The organism is Paenibacillus sp. J22P218 (assembly GCF_056269195.1).
This window is the reverse complement of record NZ_JBWDNL010000002.1, coordinates 265,835-286,001: the sequence shown is the minus strand read 5'-3', so window position 1 is coordinate 286,001 and position 20,167 is coordinate 265,835. Positions and strand designations below refer to the sequence as shown.

14 protein-coding genes are annotated in these 20,167 nt (G+C 51.2%); 4 read left to right on the top strand and 10 right to left on the bottom strand.

The window, feature by feature from the left end:
* The first annotated feature begins 1 nt into the window (after position 1).
* Both AC0YN0_RS10125 and AC0YN0_RS10120 read left to right on the top strand, forming a co-directional pair.
* Positions 2-1,324, top strand: a complete 1,323-nt coding sequence (locus tag AC0YN0_RS10125; RefSeq protein WP_475821169.1) for a carbohydrate ABC transporter permease — start codon at positions 2-4, stop codon at positions 1,322-1,324.
* On the top strand, positions 1,321-2,163 hold the full coding sequence (locus tag AC0YN0_RS10120; RefSeq protein WP_337099196.1) for a sugar ABC transporter permease: 843 nt from the start codon (positions 1,321-1,323) through the stop codon (positions 2,161-2,163). The genes AC0YN0_RS10125 and AC0YN0_RS10120 overlap by 4 nt, the downstream gene beginning before the upstream one ends.
* Before the next feature lie 64 nt (positions 2,164-2,227).
* Here the strand turns inward: AC0YN0_RS10120 and AC0YN0_RS10115 are convergent, their stop codons facing one another.
* From AC0YN0_RS10115 to AC0YN0_RS10075, 9 genes are all read right to left on the bottom strand, one after another.
* Positions 2,228-6,292: a DUF5695 domain-containing protein gene (locus AC0YN0_RS10115; RefSeq protein WP_475821168.1), complete on the bottom strand. Its 4,065-nt coding sequence runs from the start codon at positions 6,290-6,292 to the stop codon at positions 2,228-2,230.
* Positions 6,293-6,542: 250 nt separating this feature from the next.
* Positions 6,543-8,516, bottom strand: a complete 1,974-nt coding sequence (locus AC0YN0_RS10110) for a glycoside hydrolase family 127 protein (RefSeq protein ID WP_475821167.1) — start codon at positions 8,514-8,516, stop codon at positions 6,543-6,545.
* Positions 8,517-8,545: 29 nt separating this feature from the next.
* Positions 8,546-9,400, bottom strand: a complete 855-nt coding sequence (locus AC0YN0_RS10105) for a carbohydrate ABC transporter permease (protein WP_475821166.1) — start codon at positions 9,398-9,400, stop codon at positions 8,546-8,548.
* Between the two features lies 1 nt (position 9,401).
* Entirely contained in the window at positions 9,402-10,331 is a 930-nt protein-coding gene (locus AC0YN0_RS10100; RefSeq protein ID WP_475821165.1) for a carbohydrate ABC transporter permease, read from the bottom strand.
* Between the two features lie 107 nt (positions 10,332-10,438).
* Entirely contained in the window at positions 10,439-11,806 is a 1,368-nt protein-coding gene (locus AC0YN0_RS10095) for an ABC transporter substrate-binding protein (RefSeq protein ID WP_475821164.1), read from the bottom strand.
* A 126-nt stretch (positions 11,807-11,932) separates the two neighbouring features.
* Complete coding sequence (locus AC0YN0_RS10090) at positions 11,933-12,964, bottom strand: LacI family DNA-binding transcriptional regulator (protein ID WP_475821163.1); 1,032 nt, start codon at positions 12,962-12,964, stop codon at positions 11,933-11,935.
* 347 nt (positions 12,965-13,311) lie between these two features.
* Positions 13,312-14,469 (bottom strand): MFS transporter, encoded by a 1,158-nt coding sequence (locus tag AC0YN0_RS10085; RefSeq protein ID WP_475821162.1) that lies wholly within the window; start codon positions 14,467-14,469, stop codon positions 13,312-13,314.
* Between the two features lie 217 nt (positions 14,470-14,686).
* Positions 14,687-15,502: an ABC transporter permease gene (locus AC0YN0_RS10080; protein WP_442052424.1), complete on the bottom strand. Its 816-nt coding sequence runs from the start codon at positions 15,500-15,502 to the stop codon at positions 14,687-14,689.
* Positions 15,499-16,479, bottom strand: coding sequence for an ATP-binding cassette domain-containing protein (locus tag AC0YN0_RS10075; RefSeq protein WP_337099186.1), 981 nt, complete (start codon positions 16,477-16,479; stop codon positions 15,499-15,501). The genes AC0YN0_RS10080 and AC0YN0_RS10075 overlap by 4 nt, the downstream gene beginning before the upstream one ends.
* A gap of 306 nt (positions 16,480-16,785) precedes the next feature.
* On the opposite strand from AC0YN0_RS10075, the gene AC0YN0_RS10070 reads away from it, so the two are divergent.
* On the top strand, positions 16,786-18,189 hold the full coding sequence (locus tag AC0YN0_RS10070; RefSeq protein ID WP_475821161.1) for an MFS transporter: 1,404 nt from the start codon (positions 16,786-16,788) through the stop codon (positions 18,187-18,189).
* A gap of 71 nt (positions 18,190-18,260) precedes the next feature.
* Here AC0YN0_RS10070 and AC0YN0_RS10065 read toward each other — a convergent pair whose 3' ends face one another.
* A complete protein-coding gene (locus AC0YN0_RS10065) occupies positions 18,261-19,097 on the bottom strand; it encodes a phytanoyl-CoA dioxygenase family protein (RefSeq protein ID WP_475821160.1) in 837 nt (278 codons plus the stop codon).
* Between the two features lie 134 nt (positions 19,098-19,231).
* On the opposite strand from AC0YN0_RS10065, the gene AC0YN0_RS10060 reads away from it, so the two are divergent.
* Positions 19,232-20,098: a helix-turn-helix domain-containing protein gene (locus tag AC0YN0_RS10060; protein WP_475821159.1), complete on the top strand. Its 867-nt coding sequence runs from the start codon at positions 19,232-19,234 to the stop codon at positions 20,096-20,098.
* The last annotated feature ends 69 nt before the right edge of the window (positions 20,099-20,167 follow it).

Genomic DNA, 20,167 nt, shown 5'->3' with positions numbered 1-20,167 from the left:
CATGCAACCGAACAGCAAACATCGGCTGGCCGCAGCCCTCCTCTCGGCACTGACACCAGGCATCGGGCAATTGTACAACCGGCAATGGATAAAAGGAATGTTGCTCGTCGCCGTAAGCGCGGCGGCGGCAACTTACTTCGGCAGCACCTTGGGGCATGCGGTCTGGGGAATCTCCACGCTCGGGGAAGCCCCATCCCGCCTCGTCGAGGTCAACGGCAAATCGCAGCATATCCCCGGCGACCATTCGATTAACTTAATGATCGAAAGCTTGATCGTGCTCTTTCTTTTCATGCTGGCCCTGTTCCTATACGCCAGCTCGATTAGGGACGCTTATCGTACCGGTCGTCTACGCGATAACGGACGTTCCCCGTCCGGCTTCAGGCAAACGCTAACGTTTATTCACGACTTCAAGTTCGCGCAGCTGCTGCTGTTCGTTCCGGCAGCGGGCATTCTATTCATTACGATATTGCCGATCGTGTTCATGATTCTGCTCGCTTTCACCAACTATTCCTCGCCGCACCATATTCCGCCGGGCAATCTAGTGGATTGGATCGGGTTCGACTCGTTCGTGCAGCTCTTTCGGTTGAAAAGCTGGAGCAGTACGTTCGTCGGCGTGCTTGGCTGGACGGTAATATGGGCTGCGGTCGCGACCGTAACGACGTTCACAAGCGGCTTGATCGTCGCGCTCGTCCTTTCGCAGAAGGAAATTCGACTGAAGGGGGCATGGAGAACGGCTGTCATCATACCGTACGCCATTCCCCAAATGATCTCTTTGCTGGCGATGAAAATGATGTTCAACGGCAAGTTCGGCCCCATTAACCAGTATCTGTCTTACTTCGGGTTGGGACAGCTGTCTTGGCTGACCGATCCCTATTGGGCTAAGCTCACGGTCATCATCGTTAACATATGGATCGGGATGCCGTTGTCCTTCCTTCTCGTCAGCAGCGTTCTGTCGACGATTCCGGCCGATTTGTACGAAGCCGCGAAGGTCGAAGGCGCCGGACGCTGGCAGCAAGGAAAAATCGTGACGTTCCCGATTCTGCTGTTCGCGATCGCGCCGATTATGATCATCCAAACCGCGGGCAATTTCAACAACTTCAACGTCATTTATTTGCTTACGAACGGCGGTCCGTCGAATCCGCAGTACCAATACGCGGGTCATACCGATCTGTTGATCACTTGGCTATACAAGCTAACTCTTAACAACAACATTTACAATATCGCTTCGGCGATCGGCATCATTTTGTTCATCATCATCGCCGGCTTTTCCATATGGAACTATAGACAAACGAAATCGTTCAAGGATGAGGAGATGATTCAATGAGCATGAAAGCAGCGACCAAAATACGCGTATGCGCCAGCTATGCTTTTCTGCTCGCCGTCGTCTGCTGGAGCTTGTATCCCGCCGCGTGGGTCGTCATCTCCTCCTTCAAGCCCGGCAAATCGCTCTACAGCGAAACGTTTATTCCGAAAAGCTTGACGCTTGGCCATTATGCGGAATTGTTCCATTCCGAGAGCCTGATGTTCGCAACCTGGTATTTCAACACTTTCAAAGTGGCCGTGTTCAGCATGATCTTCAGCACGCTTCTCGTCACGGTCTCTGCTTATGCTTTGTCTAGATTCCGTTTCCCGTTCAGGAAAGCCTCCTTAACCTTGATGCTCATCCTCGGCATGTTCCCTGGATTTATGAGCATGGTAGCCGTTTATATTCTGCTTATGCAGGTAGGTCTGCTGAATACCCATACGGCGCTGGTCATCGTCTATTCGTTCGGATCGGTCATCTTCAATCTGTTCGTGGCCAAAGGTTTCTTCGATACGCTGCCGAAAGGCATCGAGGAAGCTGCCCGCATCGACGGCGCAAGCAATCTGCGGGTGTTCACGAGCATTATGCTGCCGCTGTCCAAGCCGATGCTGGTATTCGTCGCATTGACCGCCTTTACCGGCGCGTGGGTAGACTTTATATTCGCCAGCCTCGTGCTGCGGTCCAAGGAAAAATGGACGGTTGCCGTCGGGCTGTACGATATGGTCAATTCATACCAAAACGCCTATTTTACGCTGTTCGCGGCTGGGGCCGTGCTTATCGCGATTCCGATCACGCTGCTGTTCATGTACTTGCAGCGCTACTTTGTCGATGGGCTGACGTCCGGATCCAATAAAGGTTAATCGAAAAAAAGGGCTTTCCGTAGAGGTCGACAATCTGACCCCTCGGGAAAGCCCCTCTTTCACTTTAATACCCTAATACTTTCCAAGATGAAATGCCCGTCGACGTCGTCGCTTTCGCCGTTACGTTGATCCGGATCTTGTTCGTCGATACCGGCGTGAACGTCGTTGCGTTGTACTGGTCCGCAAGAACGCCAAGCCCCGACGGGCTTGAGACGTTCACCCAAGCCGTACCGTCCCAGTATTGGATCGTATACGATGCCGGCAGGTCGATCCCCCCATTGTCGTCGAACCAATAGACTTGAATGCCGGATATCGTGTAATTTTGCGAGAAATCGTATTGCACCCACTGCGTCGTATTCGGATTGTTCCAGTTGCCGTATACCGGATGTCCGCGGTCTGCCGAACTTGTCGGCGCATAGCCGTCATTCAAACCGGCAAGACTTTCCCAAGTCGATACAAAGGAGGTCGTAGCGACTCCAAGCGGGGCAATATCGGCGGCTGAAGGCGATCCGCTGAATAAGGTGCTGATCTCCGTACCGCTGAGCGCACGGCTGTAAATTTTGAAGTCGTCGACCATACCGTCCAAATATGGATCTGAAAACTGCGATTTGCCAATATAGTTCGCGGTCGTGCTGCCAAGACTTGAAGGCTTCAAGGTCATGCCCGTATTCGTTGCGGCAAGCGCTCCGTCAACATACAGACGTCCTGTCGTGCCTGTGAGTGTAACCGCAACATGCTTCCAGACTCCAGTCGGCAAAGCAGGCGCGTTAAGCTGCTGCTCCGATCCGTTCCCGCCTGTCGTGATGCCGAATCGCAGTCCCGATCCGCCTGCTCTAGGCGCTAGGAACATATAATTGGTTGTCCCCGTACCAAAGTCGAAGATGCGCGACCAATCGCTCAAGGTGTCCACCTTCACCCATGTCGCAATCGTGAAATCGTTTAGGCTGCTGACGATCCCTGCCGGCAGACTGGCATAAGCGTTGCTGCCGTTCAATTCAAGCCCGTTAGCCGTCTTTCCCGCCGACCATGCTGTTCCGCCGGTTAACGTCGCATGCTTGCCGTTGCCGGAAGAGTCGCTGGCCGAGGTGCCGCTCGTTTCATTAAAGGCGTAGCTTGCAATGATCTCCGGCACCGGAGCAGCCGGATTGACCGTATGCGTAACGGTGTCGTTAGCCGACAAGCTTCCATCGCTTGCGCTTAGTTGGAAGACATACGTTCCCGCGGCCGTTACGGTAGCCGTTGTATTCAATGCCGCGCTGTTCGCGATGGCAGCCGTTCCAGGCCCGCTGACCAGCGTCCAAGTCGTTGCGACCGTGCCGCTCGGCAATCCATCGTCACTCGCCGTTCCGGCAAGAGCAACCGTTGACGGAAGCGTAAAGGTGCCATTCGCTCCGGCATCTACAACCGGTGCCGTATTCGGAAGCGGCGTGCCTTGCTGCAGCGAAATGTTGTACGTTGCCGCAGTGCCGATATTCAGGGTAATCGTCGCATTGACGTTGTTGGCCGCATTGACGGAGCCGACGGCAACGTTATTTACCAGAATATTGTAGCTGCCCGCAGCCAGCCCTCTGAAAGTCACTTTTGTCGTGTGGGCTGTGCCCGGCGTCGAGCTCTTCAGAGTGAAATTAACCGCATTTTTCGCCTTCGCAACCGTTGCCGTCGTATATTTGTCCCGCTCCAGCTCCATGCCGAATTTCTCGGTAATGAGGTTCAAGCGTTGGAATACGCCGTCCTTCGGCACGACCGTATAGGTTGTGCTTGTATTCGCTACTTCGCAGCCGTAGCAGTAAAGACCGAAGATCGGATCGACCGCAACGTCGGAGCTAAGAATCTTGATTGCGCCGAACAAGCCGAGGTCTGCTTCGCCGGACATGCCTCTCCAGCCGTTCTGCAGCGGACCGCCGCCGTGGCCAAGCGCATTGTAATTGCCTTTTTCCGCTTGGTAAGTCCATGCTACCGCGCCGATATCAGCCGGGTCGGAGCTGATCTGACCCGAATTGATCGCTCCGATGTTCGCGATCTTGGCCGCATAGGACAATCGCTGCTCCACCTCGGGAGTCGTGGAGTGGAAGCGAATCCAATCGTCCATCGCATAACCGGCCAATGAAACGGTGTACTGAAAGTTCCACCAGTTCTCGCCCGTAATCGTCACCGGCGAAGTGTAGTAGTACCAGATCGGCATATGTCCGCGAGCCGCGCGCGTCTTCGTATTGATTTTGCTCTTCATTGTCGTGTTGTTGTTCATCTTGGCGAGGGTATACACGGCTTCTTCGCCGGTGTTGTCGTAGTTGTATTCGGAGCCGTACGGATAGGTCGTATTGGCGAAGTTGTTGTATTTGGTAGCCATTTTGGTAATGATGCTGTTCGCTTGCGTCGTGTAGCCTTCATCCTGAAGCGCTTTAATAATTTCCGGAGTCGTCAGCTCGCCCATAAGCCCTGTATTCCAGTTGTAGGCGACCCCTGAACCGTATAGAGCGTTAAATATGTTATAAGCCCGAAGCAGGTACGTATTTCGCGGATTGTCATATGTGATCAGATCCGGGTAGAGCTTCGCGATCTTGTACATGCTGAAGTAGGTATTGTAAATATGAGGATAGGCATAACCGCGATACGTAGGCGTGTCGTTCGGATCGGGCATGAGGAAATCATGAATGAGATAATCGGTCTGATGCTCGCCCATCAGGTTCTGCCAGATCGCTACTGTTAAGTAATCGTCGACGGCCTGAACCTCGGAAGCTACAGGTGTCTGAACGTTTTTCTCGGCGAGGAATTGACCATGCGTCAAACCCCAGTCATCTCCCCAGCCCCAATAGCCATTGAACACGTTGCGCTTGGAATTCGTATTCATCATCCAGTCATCGAACACTTTATCCCTAAGATCGCCGGGAACATTCCACTGCGTGCTGTTGACCATAAACGTGGAGTGCCGCTGAAGAGCATCGCCGATCGGTTCGATCGCGTAGAACTGCAGCACCGTTTTCTCCCCGTTGCCATAATTCACCGTTACATTGTTTGGACCGAGCCTGTTCATTTGTATGGAATAAATTTTGTGATTCGTTCCGGTCGTCCCTAACGAGGTGATTGTCGTCTCGGACGGATATTGCGCGACTATCGAGTTAATCGTCTTCGTCGTGTGCAGGTCGAACTTCGCCGTTTGGTCCGTAGGCACCATCATGCCCGGCACGACCGTCACGTCAATGTGGCCTTCGCTGTAGAGGCGATCCTTTACCTGGTCCTCGCCGGTCACTTTAAAAAACTTGAATGCGTATTTCTTGCTTGCGCCCGGCGCGAGCGTCAGGCTCGTATTCGGCAAATAGCCGCGATTCGTGCTCTTGATGACATTGGAGTGGATATAGAACACGTTCAGCCCTTCGATCCAGCCGCCTTGATCCATGGCCCACATGCTGCCCGGATGTTCTTCGACTCTCCAGCGATCCTGATACTCGAATCCCGCGCCCGTGCTGGCATCAGGCACCATGAGCAGCGAAGGACCGATACCGCTTGGACGTCCGACCGTAATGTAGGAGCTGTTATTGCCCACGAAGGAATGCGTCAGTACCCTCGATTCGTAGATTTGCTCGTTGCTTCCGCCCGTCCAGAATTCGTTAAACGGAAGCGGTAGTCCAACATCGCCGAATTCGATCGTTTGCGTGCTCGTGTTCGTCATTTCGAATTCCCATAGGAAATAGTCGCTAACGAGAGAGTACTTATTGACGAGCTTGAAGTTTTTGATTCCGTTCGCGTTTGTTGAATTTTGATACGTAATGGTCGCCGTATTGCCGCTTTGGGTCTGCGTTCTGGCATCGGCGGAGCTTTGGGTCATCGCGGTTTGCCAGGCTCCCGTGCCGAGGCGGTATTTGAAAATTAGCTCGCCCAGCCATTGGTGGTCTGCCGTATTCTGGTTCGGCGTTACGGTCGGATTCATGACGTATTGGGTGTTGAATGTGTCGCCGACGAGTCTTAAGGAGTTAATCTCGCCATGCGTTCCCGTCGTAATATTGAAGTTGCTGTCGGTTAGCGTGTAGGCAGAAGCAATTTGAGGATAAATAACGATAAATGAAGCGGTTACAAAAAATGACGCTGCAAGTAACATCCATCTCCGGTGAAAGGGCAAGGCTTGATTCCACATAAATAGAGCCTCCTGTATATCGGATTTTTTGTGCAGCATTTGTCCACATCATGGTGTCTGGATATCGTTTCCATCTGGCGATTGCATGCGCAATGCCGTACACGTCACCTCCTCCTAATGACAATGGCTGACCGTATCACCCCCTCTCATGACTTTTTTGGGCTTACAAAAAACCCCCTACCTCTCAGAGCTTAAGCATGTCGATTGCCTGCTGCCGGAAATAGGGGGTGTCGTTATTCATGGTGACGTATCAATTAGCGGAATGATTCGTCCATACGGTCATCTCGCCAGGCTCTCTGTTCGCCCAGGCGTAATAAGGGATAAAGGTCAACTCGGTCTTCTCCTGCAACCATTGCGCGTCCGGACGATAGAGCTCTTCCTGCCACGGCGTCGAACTGCGCCGTTCGCCCTGTGCCTTAATGACCTGCATGCCGCCTAACAGCCCTTCTTCGAAGTAAACAGCAGGTTCGCTCGTTACCGGCAACGATAATTGATAGAGCTGCCCGCCGTTATCCGCTTCTTCCAGACAATAGACGAACGGCCCGCGCTGCAGCGCCACCTTACCTGCCGTCTGACGGATGAGCGGATGACCTTGCATGCGGAGAACGGGCATTTCGAACGAGACTTCGACCGTATCGCCGATACTCCATAATCGGTTCAATCGAATATAACCTTTCTCTATTTCCTTCGCGTCATAGAGGTATTCGGAGCCGTTCACCCGCAGATGCTTAATTCCCCCGCTCCAATCCGGGATGCGCAGCGCGAGCGTGAATGCCGTTGCACGCGGCACCGTAATGTGAAACGATGCTGCTCCATCCCATGCATAGTCGGAGCGTTGCTCCAGCGTCACAGCGCAAGGGCCTAGCTCGAATTGCGCCATACCGCCGATGTATAAATGCGTATAGATCGTCTCATCCTTGACGGTGTAGACGTATTGGCCGAGCGAGGCCAGCAGTCTTGCGATATTAGGCGGACAACAAGCACAGCCGAACCACCCTTGTCTTCGCGGCTGCACATGATCGTAATTTTTGTTTTTGCCAAGTACGGGCGGATACACTTCAAGCGGATTCACATAAAAAAACTGCTTGCCGTCCCTGGACATCCCGCTGACGACCGTGTTGTACAGCGCCCGTTCCATCACGTTCGCGTATTCGCTGCTCGGCTCGATTTGCAGCATCCGCTGCGCGAAGAAAATGAGTCCGATAGACGCGCATGTCTCGGCGTAAGCGGTATCGCTCGGCAAATCGTAATCCTGCGTAAACGACTCGCCATGCGCCATAGAGCCGATCGCTCCCGTTAAATACATGCGCTTCGCAACGATGCTCGCCCACAGCCTTTTGCAGGCGGCAAGCAGTTCTTCGTCGCCGGTCTCCGCCGCGATATCGGCCATTGCCGTGCACATATAGACGAGACGTACGGCATGACCGACCGCATGCTCTTGCTCCTTGACCGGAAGATGGGATTGGCTGTATTCCAGATCGTGAGACATTTGCAGCTGCGGAAAGTGAACCGTCCGGCCGCGCTCTTCCCATTGCTCGTTATAGAAATTCGGCTTCGCCCCGCGCTGATTGAGAAAGTACCGGCTAAGCTCCAAGTAAGACTGCCGTCCCGTTGCATGATAGAGCTTGACGAGCGCTAGCTCGATTTCCTGATGGCCGTCATATCCGTTCAGCTTGCCGGGCTCGTCTCCGAACACGTTGCCAATATAATCGGCGAACCTGCAAGCCACGTCGAGGATCGCCCGTTTGCCCGTCGCATTCGAATACGCGACGGCTGCTTCTATGAGATGGCCCGCGCAGTAGAGCTCATGGCATTCGGCCAGGTTGCTCCAGCGTTGGTCCTTTTCTTTTATCGTAAAGTAGGTATTGACGTAGCCGTCAGGCTGCTGTGCCCGTACGATCAGCTCAACGACGGCATCCGCTAGAGACTCCAATTCCGAATCAGGTTCACTTTCCAACAAATAGGCTACAGCCTCCAGCCACTTCGCCACATCACTGTCTTGGAACACCATTCCATAGAACTCGCCCTTCTCCAAGCCTGCGGCGATCTTGAAATTCCGGATCGCATGGCTGGGCTCCGCCTCCGCGACGCGATCATTCAATACCTCCCATTGATAGGGCACAACCACGCTTCGAACAAGCTGTATATAGTCGGACCAGAAGCTGTCCTGTATCGTTACTTTGCGTACGCCCGGTTGAACCGGATCTGAATGCTGCGCTTTCATAGTGGCGATCTCTCCTTTTCTCTCTATCGTTATCCCTTCACGCCGCCTACCGTTAAGCCTTCAATAAAGAATCGCTGAAAGAATAGGAATAGCAAAAGAATAGGTAATATGGTTAGAATGGCGCCTGCTAGAAGAACTTCATAGTTGTTGCTCGTCGGCGACAGCAGGCCGGCCAGGCCGATCGGCAGTGTAAACTTCTCGGTCGTTCGCAGCACGATGACAGGCCATAGGAAGTTGTTCCAGCTGGACAGCGCCTGCAAAATCGTCATCGCCCCGTAAGCGGGCAGAAGCAGCGGTACCATGATCCGCAAGAAGATACCCATTTCCGAGCAACCGTCGATTCGCCCTGCATCCATGAAGTCCTTCGGCAATCCCGATGCGAACTGACGGAAGAAGAAGATCGGAAGCGGAGCGACAACAAAGGGTAATATGACGCCCCATATCGAATCAATAATCAGTAAATCAATAGATAGCTTATATAGCGGCAAAATAATAATTTCCATCGGAATCATCATCACGGCTAACACGAGCGTAAAGACGAACGTCCTGCCCTTGAATTTGTACATAGCAAGCCCATAACCGACCATGGAGGACAAGAACAAGCATATAACCGTGAAAACAGCGGTAATGATTAAGCTGTTTCTATACCAGTCGAAAAAGTTCTGCGAACCGCCCTTGCCTGCGAAGATGGCCTTATAGTTAGCCAAAGTCATGACATCAAAATCCAGCCGTACATTGAGACCGAAACGGAAGAGCTCCGAAGCCGGCTTCACTGACGCCAGAAACAGTGCGAATAATGGAAACAGCGCGATAATGGCCAGCACCGTGAACAACACAATCAACAATAAGGAGGGAATAATCCCGACCCGCTTCGCTCCTGTCATGTTAGTCCTCCTTCTTGAAAAATCCGAGCACGTTCAACTGCAGCATGCTGACCAGCAGCGTTATCACCAGAAGCGTGATGCCGATTGTCGAGCCGAAGCCCAGATCGAAATATTGGAAGCCCTGCTGATAAATGTAGCCCACCATCGTAAGGCCGATATTTTGCGGTGATCCTCTGCTCCCCCACAGCATAAAGCTTTCGGTAAACATCGCGTAGCCGCCGTATATCGATATCGTGAACACATAAATGGATATTGGCTTTAATAACGGAACCGTAATTTTGAAAAACTTGCCCAGCGTACCCGCTCCGTCGATATCTGCCGATTCATACAGCTCTCTTGGAATGCTTTGCAGCGCCGATAGAAAGTATAAAATGTTAATCCCCGCCCAACGCCATGTCGCAAGCACGACGAGAGCAAACATGCTGAGCGATGAACTCAGCAGCCATTTCTGACTGTCAAAGCCGAACAGCTTAATGAAGGAATTCATAATAGCTCCATCCAGCTCGCTGAAGATGAGCCGGAAGATGATGCCCGCAACAACGATCGAAGTCAATGCGGGAATAAACAAGCTTGCCCTGAATAAGTTGCGGGCACGCATCACCTTTGCGTTAAGCAGAACCGCGAGCAGCAGCGGCAACGGGACGAGTACGATCAGCGTCCAGAACGTATAGCGAGTGCTGTTCCACAACGCTTTGTAGAAATCAGGATTGAATAGCCGTTTGTAATTGTCCAGTCCAATAAAGGCGACATCTCCGGGCAGCACCCGTTGGAAGCTCATGATGACGGCACTCACGAGCGGGTAGGAGAAGAAAATGACAAAAGATAATAGAAAAGGCAAAATAAAAAGATAAGGAGCCAGCTTCTGACCGTTGAACCTGCTAGCCTTCGCACTGTCCTTCCGCCTATAGGAGACTCGATTGTCGGCATTCATGTACGTCTCACCCCTAAGCAATCTGCTGTAAAAATAAATCGGCCGCCGGCGTTGCTGGGCACGGCTATTGTGAACAGCTTTGCCGGCGGCCTTGTTAATGGTTGTTCTTATTGACCCGTTTCTTTGCGCAGCGCTTCCGCTGCTTTGGTGATTACCGTCTCAGGATCTTCGCCGAATTGGAAGATCTTCGGAACGATCTCGTTGCGAACCGCGTCGAACACTTTCGGGGACGTTTCACGGATGTTAACCGGATAGATCTCGTCCTTAACCTCATTCAACGTAGCGAAGATATCCGTACCGAAATAATCCGTGAATTTGTTCGGTTCCGCCATCGCCGGATCGTTCCAAACTTCCGTGCGGATCGGGTCCATTCCGAGCTGCTTCCATACTTGAATATTGCCTTCCTTCGACAGCTTGGCGTATGCCAAAAACTTTTTGGAAATATCCAACGCTTTCGACTGCTTCGTAATCGACAAGCCTGTTCCGCCCATACCGGCAGAACGATTGCCGCCTTCTTCCCAAGCAGGCATTGGACGAATGATCATTTTACCCTTCAGATCCGGCATTTCGTCGGTGAACCGGTTCATGAACCAGAATGGCATGAATACGGCTGCTGCGCCGCCTGCGTTCATGAACGCTTTGTATTCCGGCGTATCATGTCCGACGCCTGGTGATATAGCAGCAATCTTCTCGTCGACCAGCTTCTTAAAGTACGTCATCGCTTGAATATTGCGCGGGTCGTCAACCGTGATTTCTCCATTTGGTCCCACTTGATCGGACTTCAATTGGTTGATGGCTGGCCACCATGACCAGTTGCCGGCGCCCTCGAACGTGATGAACGGTACGCCTGTTTTTTGGGCGACTGTTTTGCCGTACGTTTCAACGTCGCTCCACAGTTTAATGTCATCTGGATTGACGCCTGCTTTATCCATAATTTCTTTGTTGTAGTACATGACTGTCGCGCCTACGTGCATATCAACGCCGTAATATTTGCCGTCCTTGCTGTAGATGTCGACACGCGATTTGACGATGTTCGGGATCTCAGGATCGACGACGTCGTTAAGCTCAACCAGCTGCACGTCGCCTTTCATGAAATTCGGGAATTTGCTTTGCTCGATATCGACCAAGTCCGGTGCGCCTTCTCCGGACTGGAAGGCAAGCAGCAAACGTGTATGCATATCGTCATAAGGAATGTTCTGCGCATCCAATTCGATCGTCTGATCGGGATTTGCTTTATTCCATTCATCGGCCATGAATTTGTAGAAGTCTGCATGCTGCTGAACGAAGGTCCATAACGTCAGCTTCGTCGGCTCTGCCGAAGGCGGCGCCTCGTCGGTTGCTTTATTCGTCTCCGCCGGCGCTGAAGTCGGGCTTTCCTCCGTTCCTTTGTTGTTATTGTTGTTGCCACCGCATCCAGCCAATACCATTGATAAAATGAAGATAAGTGCAGTTAAAGCCATACTTGCCTTACGCATTCCATCATCCCCTTTAACTGATTTGTTATATGCTCAATCCTCTCGGATCATAGCCAATGCTAGAGTTAGCGCTTTCATTAAAAATCTAAACGTTTAGATTTTTCATTAAAAAAAGGCGATAGCCTTTTAAGGTGAAGCTACGGAATCTCTTTCAATCAGCTTGCATATCGGTTTCGAGCTAATGCCTGGCTCTTCGCTTTGCAGGATTCGGGACAATGCCTCCATCGCCTGATAACCGATCTGATGAAGCGGCAGCCCCATTGTAGTGAGCCGCGGTGTCAAATACTCGCTGAATTCCCGATTATCGAAGCCGATAACCGAGAGCGCTCCGGGAATCGCGACGCCAAGCTCGCGTGCCGCCTGCAAAATGCCGACCGCCATGACGTCATTCATTGACAGAATTGCCGTCGGCGGAACGGATAGCGACAGAAGCTCCTTCGTTAACCGGTAGCCGGATTCCGCCTCCCAATCCCCCATCTTGATCAGAAGCGGATCGAAAGGTAATTGAAACTCTGTAACCGCCTTATAAAACCCGTTAAACCGCAGCCGCGACGGAATCGAATCCATAGCGCCGCTAATAATGGCAATGCGGGAATGGCCTTTGTTCACCAAATACTCCATTGCCTCATAGGCTGCTTGCTCATCATCGTATTGAATCGACAGATCGCTTTGCGTATAGCAGTATGTATACACAATCGGCTTGCCCAAGGTATCGCACAGTCCCGTCAGATCACGGGGATGCACGCCGATATAGATAATGCCTTCCACTTGCTTGCTAAGCAGCTCGGACACCGCATTGTCCGCAAAATGCCGGTATGCGTCGACATTGTCGAAGCTGCGCCCAATTCTCTTATCCAGCCGCAAGTTAGTCAACAAAATATGCATGTCCAGCCGATCGGCGCAATCGTTGATGCCGTCGATAATTTCCGGTACGTTGAACACGGTGACGTCTTCCGCAATAACACCGATCGTATTCGTGCGTCTGCGCTTCAGACTTTGCGCGGCGTTGTTCGGTTTATAATTCATTTCGTCAATAACTTGCAGGACGCGTTCTCGCGTTTGCTGCTTGACGTTGCGGGTGCCGTTCAATACATAGGATACGGTCGCTGTGGATACTCGAGCCTTTGCGGCGATGTCTTTAATGCTTATGCTGGACACGACTGCACCTCCGTATTTAAACGTTTAGATTTTTTTGTCGAGATGAATATACCATGACAATAACTTCCTTTGCAAGCGCTTTTTTTTTTTGTGAGAGAGTGAACCAGAAATATCAGTCAATTATTACTATACGAGATCACTGTAATTTCTCCCGATATCGGTGAATTTAACAGGAGGATATTACGTTATTCAAATTTATTTGGCTAGTTTTCCAATAAATAACTGGATAAATTACCTATATTTTAAACATAGATGATTAAATCAAGATGCCAGCCTGTAGCTATAAGATGCCGTTAAAAAAGCCAATCCCTTCGAAGGGCTTGGCTCCATTCTATTACAACAACCCATTAATCGACGTTTGCAAGCTGCTGCCGATTATCGCCTTTGACATAGAATAACAGGAACAATACCGTCGCCGTTATTCCCATCGCCCCCATCATGCCGAACAGAAATTGAGGGCCTTGGTGGTCTACGATCCAGCCGGCAGCCGCATTGGCTGCAATTCCGGCGATGCCGCCTGCGGCAGCGAACATCGTCTGCGCGGTCGCTTTGCCGTTGTCCGGCGCCATCAGGTTGACGATCTCAACGGCCGTGCTGAAGTAAAAGACAAGTGCGATGCCGTCTACCGCCTGCAGTAAGAGAATGACGGATGTCGGGGGCGCGAAGCTAATCGCGATATACTTCAAGGCATACATGAGCACGCTGCCGATGAGCAGCGGGAACAATCCGAGCCGGCGTATCACCTTATACGAAAGCCAAAATAACGGAATTTCGACGACTGCTGCAACCGTAAAGCTCCATCCGACAAGCTCCACCGGATAGTCTAGTCTTTGAAGGAAGATCGATAAGTAGTTGAAATTCATCGTCATACTTACCGATACGAGGATGCTGATGGCAATAAAGCATACAAAACGCCAGTTAGTGACAAGCTCCCGGAGGGCGCCTTTCTCTATCCGGTGCTTCGGCTTGGCTCTTGGGATTGCCGGCAGCCAGAAGAGAATAAGAAACAGAAGCAGCGCGAACAGCGAATACGCCGTGAATATATACTTATAGCCGATATCCTCATAAAGATAGCCTGCAAAAACCGTAATGACCGAAAAGCCGATAGCGCCCCATACCCGGACTTCACCGAAGGAAAAACCGTGCCCCGTTCCGTTCTGAACGGCAATCGCATCAATTAGCGGCGAAGCAGGCGAGCTAATGAACGAGAACAGCACGAACGTTATAATCAGCGCAGTTAATCCTTGATCGGGAACAAGCGCCAGTACGACAACGGCTGACAGCAGCGAGATCCATCTCAATATCGAGCGATAATCTTTCGAACGGTCGTTCAATAGTCCGAATAACGGCTGGGACACAATACCCGCCAGCGAGCCTAGCGCTAGTATGAGCCCCATCTGAGAGCCGCTAATTCCCCTATCATGCAAATACAAGCTTAAATACGGCGCATATGCGCCAAGCCCCATGTAAAAGAGCAAGTAGACCGACGATAACTTGAGCTGCAACTTGAATCATCCGTTCTGCGATAAATTTCTAGAAGTGTATGTGCACCATTATACGCGCTTCTTAGCTGTCATTCACCTCTTATTTGATTCCAAAATGATAGGATCTTCCTATAGCTAAAAACGCTAGAAAAGCATAAAAAACTTTACCTATATAAACAAAAAACAGTCTCGCTATAAAGCAAGACTGTTTGGCACATATTATTATCAATGTTTTTGCTTATGTCCGGCGCATGTACGCTTTGACCGTAATCGGCGCGAAGACCGCTACGATGACCGCAGCGCCGATAAGCGAGATAACAAGATCCATGCCTACCGTGCCTGAATTGGTAAGCTCGCGGACGGCTGTAACGAGATGCGAAATCGGATTGATCTTCACAAACCATTGCAGCCAGTTCGGCATCGTATCGACCGGTACGAAGGCATTGGACAGAAACGTAAGCGGGAACAGCACGAGCATCGAAATGCCTTGCACGCTTGATGCTGTACGCGCAATAACGCCGAAGAAAGCAAAGATCCAGCTGATCGCCCACGAACAGAAGATGACGAGCAGCGCGGCAAGCGCGACGCTGCCTAAGCCGCCTTCGGGATGGTAGCCCATTACGTAACCCATGGAGAACGTAAGCACTGTGGCAATGCTGTACCGGACCGTATCTGCCAGCAACGCTCCGGCAAGCGGCGCGATACGGGCGATCGGCAGCGACTTGAATCGGTCAAAGACGCCTTTGTCCATATCCTCTCGTAATTGAACACCTGTAACGACTGAGGTAGTGATAACGGTTTGAACGAGAATGCCGGGAATAATGACTGGCAAGTAGCTGATGACATCGCCGGAAATCGCTCCGCCGAAAATATAAGTGAACATAAGAGTGAATATAATCGGCTGCAGCGTGACGTCAAATAATTGCTCAGGCGTACGCTTAATTTTGAGCAAGCCCCGATACGCCATCGTGAACGAGTTGCGTACCGATTGTCTGAAGCTCGTGCGGTTTCTCAGCTCGCTATAGACTGTTGATTTTGTAGTTGTGTGGTTCATACGGTTACTTCCTCCTTAACGCCATGTCCTGTAATCGTTAGAAATACTTCGTCAAGCGTCGGCTTCTGTACGCTAAGCTCTGCCAAATGAATACCCGACGAGCGAAGCGCGATCAATAGATCGGTCACTAAGTCGGCATCCGCCATCGGTGCCGTAATCTTCGCAGCTTCTGAAGATACGCTCGTCTGTACGCGCAGCACCTGCTCGACAATTCGACGCGCCTGACCGATGTACTCTGCATCGGCTACTCGCAAATGCAGGGACGACGTTCCAACCGACGCTTTCAATTCATCTACGGTACCTTCGGCGACGACGAGACCGCGATCGATAACCGCGACTCTGTCGGCAAGCTGATCCGCTTCCTCAAGATATTGTGTCGTAAGCAGAACGGTTGAACCGGTATTCACCAGACGACGAATCGTATCCCACATCTGCGAACGGGTACGCGGATCGAGACCGGTCGTCGGCTCGTCAAGGAACAGGAGCGGCGGCTGCGCGATCAGACTGGCAGCAAGATCCAGCCGGCGGCGCATGCCGCCGGAAAAGTTGCGAAGCGGCCGCTTCGCAGCCTCCGTGAGGCCGAATTCCTCCAGCAGCTCCTCTGCTTTGCGCTTCGATTCCGCTCGTCCCAGCCCTAGCAAGCGGGAAAATATAATTAGATTCTCGGTAGCGCTAAGCGACTCGTCGACCGAAGCATACTGCCCGGTCACGCCAATCAATTGCCTTACGATCTGAGATTCCTTCACCACATCATGCCCAAATATTTTAGCCGATCCTGCATCCGGTCTAAGCAGCGTTGCCAGCATGCGGATGGTCGTTGTTTTCCCCGCTCCATTCGGACCAAGCACGCCATAGATCGAACCTGTAGGCACTTTCAGATCCACACCGTCTACAGCGCGATTGTCACCGAAAATTTTGACCAGCCCTTGTGCTTCAACAGCCCACTCTCCGGTTTCTTTTCTGTATACATGACTCATTGCAATTCCTCCTATATAAACCAAGTGTAAACGGCTGTCACCGGCCTTTGGCGGCAACAGCTGACGTTTCGCGGTGAAATATAAGAAAGGTATAAACAAAAAAATTTATACTTCTTATATTTTGAATAAAGCGATCATAACGCGCCAATTTAAACGGAGTTTAAACAATGTCCAATTGTTTGCGTGTTACACGCTTAACGGCATGCTAAAATAGAGGAAGCAATTATTACGCGATTAGGAGCAAATCAAGTGCGCGCACATCCCATTAACCTTTTACGCCTAACAGGCATTCTAGATGGCATATCATTGATCGTATTATTAGGCATCGCGATGCCATTGAAGTATATAGGCGGAATCGAAGAAGCGGTCACGATAGTAGGCAGCATACATGGCGGCATCTTCTGTCTCTATGCGGCGGCTATCGCCTATGCAGCTATTCGAGTGAAGTGGAATCTTCTCTGGCCTGCCGCGGCCGTCATTGCGGCCTTCGTCCCGTTCGGCAACTTCGTGCTGGATTGGCAGCTTAAGAAAGCGAAAAGCAAATACGAATTGCGCCAGATTAACATTTCCGTGCTGGTGTACGCAATCGTGTTCTTCTCTTTCTTCGATTTGTTCGCGCAATTGCCCGTCATGAGCACTTTCGCGGCATCTGTCGGCGCCAGCTCTTTTATTGTTGGTTTCGTTATCGGTCTGTACTCGCTGGCCAATACGCTTGGCAACATATTGTCCGGCATCATGACGGATAAGGTTGGCCCCTTCCGAATCTTGATGGCCGGAATGGTCTTATCGAGCGGCGCATTGCTGCTCTATCATTTCGTCGAAGAACCGACTTTGCTCATTATCGTTCGAATCCTGCACGGCTTCGTCGCCGGGCTGATCGTTCCGGCAGCGTTCACCTACTCCGCCAATACGACGATGAGCAACGAGCAAGGGAAGAAAGTCGCCTTCACGGGTACGTTCGTCGGACTTGCCGCCATTATCGGCCCTGCTTTCAGCGGCATAATGGCAAGCAGAACGTCCGTGCCGTTCGTCTTTACTTGCGTAGCCGTACTCGGATTGCTGCTCGCCGTCCTATCCGCTATTTTTCTCAGGAAATATAAAATCACAAAAAACGAGAAGGCTGAAGCTAAAGCACAATCGTCAGGTTCGCTCTTCCAATCAGGTGTAATTAAGGCTTACGGCGGAGCATTCTTCTTAATGTTCTCGCAAGGCGTAATTGCTTACTTACTGCCTCTGCATGTGCAGTCGCTCGGTTATGATTCAAGGTTAAGCGGCACGTTAATGAGCACGTTTGGCATCATTGCCGTCCTGTTGTTTGTACTTCCGACGAATCGCATATTCGACCGTGTCGCCCCTTCAAGGACAATGGCCATCGGCATGGGGCTTATGGGAGCAAGCCAGCTATTGATTAGTCAGTCGAATACGACACTGTCACTTTATGTTGTACTCGGTCTATATGGAGTAGGCTTCGCACTCCTATTCCCATCTATTAATACGATGCTTATCCAAGCAACACCGGCTGATCTGCGAGGCAAAGCCTATGGTTACTTCTACGCCTTCTTCTCGCTCGGTGTCGTCGCCGGTTCCAGCGTTCTCGGCTGGCTGCCCTTCGATACCATCGGAGGATTTATGTTCACGGGCTTCATTCTTCTGCTGTTCGCCGTAATCGTCTCTTTCGATAAACAAAGAAAACAAGTGCTTAATCACTAATACCGGATGAGTAAGAACAGCCCTGCTTCTCCATTGGGAGAGCAGGGCTGTTCGTTTGTCCACATGTATGATTATCTCTTGAAAAGAATCGGGAAATAGTCGTTAGCGAACGGCTGACCTTGAACCGGACGCGGCCCCAACAGTCGAATGTTGTCGTGACGCTGGATACCTGCACGGTAGCCCGTACCGCCTTTCATCACATGAGATACGACCGATAACCGCGGATCATTCGTCCGATTCGGTCCCGATCCATGGAAGGTAAGACCGTGATGAAAGCTTGCTTGTCCCGCCTTCAGAATGCACGGCTCCTCTACCCAGCTTCGGCCATCCGAATATTTATGCTTCAGTTCCTCCATGTTCTGGTTAAAGAAGGAGTCGCTGTCAGGTACCAATCCCCACTTGTGAGAGCCGAGTATCGTCATCATGCCGCCGTTCGATAAATCCGTGTCCTGCAGCGCAATCCAAACGGTTATCATATCGGGCGTATCCGAGCATTGCCAGTAACCGTAGTCTTGATGCCAGCCCACGTTGCCTGCATCGGAAACTTCACTGCCGATACCGGGCTTATAAATAACCTGATCATGCCAAAGTCGAATTTCATCCGTGTCCAACAAATCGGCGGACAGCTCTCCAATGAACGGATCCAATACCGCCTTCTTCACCTCGTCATTGATCCACCAGCCATTATCCAGCTTGCGAAGCGCGCCAGGGTTGTCGCTAAGCCGAAAATGATTCATCGATATCCCGTCGCCATCGTAATCGCCCGACCATATCCGGCGATGCGCCTCGCGCAACCGTTCGATCTGCTCGTCATCAAAGAGCTTGGGGCTAATCCAATAGCCATCGCGGTTAAAAATTTCTTTATCCTGTTGCGTAATTTTGTACTGTCTTTCAGCTAGTAAAGTCATCTATGTTCCTCCTTATTTGCGATTGACATCATCTTAACCTGAACGAATAGCGATTGACGTTCAAGTTCGTACGAAGTAGGATGAGAAACATAGAGTACATACTCAAACAAACGAACGAAGGAGCTTCCCCTTTCATGAACAAACGCTGGACATACGATACCGACAGCAATCCGCCTATCCGCAGCGTACCGGAATTCGTCATGCTTGGCAGCGATGAATTGCGTAAGGCAGTGCCGCTGCATGAACATGAGCATCCCGGATGTTATGAATTTGTTCTAATTGAGCAAGGAAAAGCAAGCTGGGTGCTTGAAGGGCAATTTTATGAGACATTGACAGGCGATCTATTCCATTCGCGTCCCGGCGAGAAGCATAGAGGGGGCTTCAATGTGATCGAGCCCTGCAAGTTTTGGTGGTTGATTATCGAAGCGCCTCATCATGACGGTTGGTTATGCTTGCCGCCTTCAGAGAGCTTAGTCATCGAAGAAGCATTGTTGCAATTGCCGCGCCATTTCCATCTTGGACTGCCGGCCGTTGAAGTTTTCAAGAAATTAAGGTCGTCGTTAGTGAAGGATAGCCCTAGTCAAAGCACCGCTGTACGTTCCGCTTTAATTGAAATCATTCTTGCCTTTATTGGGCCTCGCTCCGGAACGAACGATATCGCATCCGATTTGATTCATGCCTTTCATGAGCTTATTGCCAGAATGAACAAACAGCCGGAATGGCGCCCCTCCGTAAATGAGCTTGCAGCTGTCGCAGGCGTCAGCTCTTCGCACTTTTACCGAACGTTTCAGGACTTTACCGGAGAGCCGCCAATGACGTTCGTCGAGCGGCTTCGCGTGAAAGCGGCTTGTCGTCATCTTATGGAATCGGATGCGTCGATAACGGACATCTCTTTCCAGTTAGGGTATCAATCAAGCCAGCATTTTGCGACCGTATTCAAGCGCTTCGTTGGCACGACGCCTACGCAATGGAGAAGATCCCAGAACCTATTGCATCGTTGAGTGAATGTCCATGACTCTCAGTAGATAAAAAAAACCACGTCATAACGACGTGGTTCAGATTGCAAAACC

Excerpts from the sequence above, each read along its gene's own strand:
- AC0YN0_RS10125 (WP_475821169.1), top strand. The coding sequence starts at position 2 with ATGCAACCGAACAGCAAACATCGGCTGGCCGCAGCCCTCCTCTCGGCA.
- AC0YN0_RS10120 (WP_337099196.1), top strand. The coding sequence starts at position 1,321 with ATGAGCATGAAAGCAGCGACCAAAATACGCGTATGCGCCAGCTATGCT.
- AC0YN0_RS10115 (WP_475821168.1), bottom strand. The coding sequence starts at position 6,292 with ATGTGGAATCAAGCCTTGCCCTTTCACCGGAGATGGATGTTACTTGCA.
- AC0YN0_RS10110 (WP_475821167.1), bottom strand. The coding sequence starts at position 8,516 with ATGAAAGCGCAGCATTCAGATCCGGTTCAACCGGGCGTACGCAAAGTA.
- AC0YN0_RS10105 (WP_475821166.1), bottom strand. The coding sequence starts at position 9,400 with ATGACAGGAGCGAAGCGGGTCGGGATTATTCCCTCCTTATTGTTGATT.
- AC0YN0_RS10100 (WP_475821165.1), bottom strand. The coding sequence starts at position 10,331 with ATGAATGCCGACAATCGAGTCTCCTATAGGCGGAAGGACAGTGCGAAG.
- AC0YN0_RS10095 (WP_475821164.1), bottom strand. The coding sequence starts at position 11,806 with ATGCGTAAGGCAAGTATGGCTTTAACTGCACTTATCTTCATTTTATCA.
- AC0YN0_RS10080 (WP_442052424.1), bottom strand. The coding sequence starts at position 15,502 with ATGAACCACACAACTACAAAATCAACAGTCTATAGCGAGCTGAGAAAC.
- AC0YN0_RS10075 (WP_337099186.1), bottom strand. The coding sequence starts at position 16,479 with ATGAGTCATGTATACAGAAAAGAAACCGGAGAGTGGGCTGTTGAAGCA.
- AC0YN0_RS10065 (WP_475821160.1), bottom strand. The coding sequence starts at position 19,097 with ATGACTTTACTAGCTGAAAGACAGTACAAAATTACGCAACAGGATAAA.
- AC0YN0_RS10060 (WP_475821159.1), top strand. The coding sequence starts at position 19,232 with ATGAACAAACGCTGGACATACGATACCGACAGCAATCCGCCTATCCGC.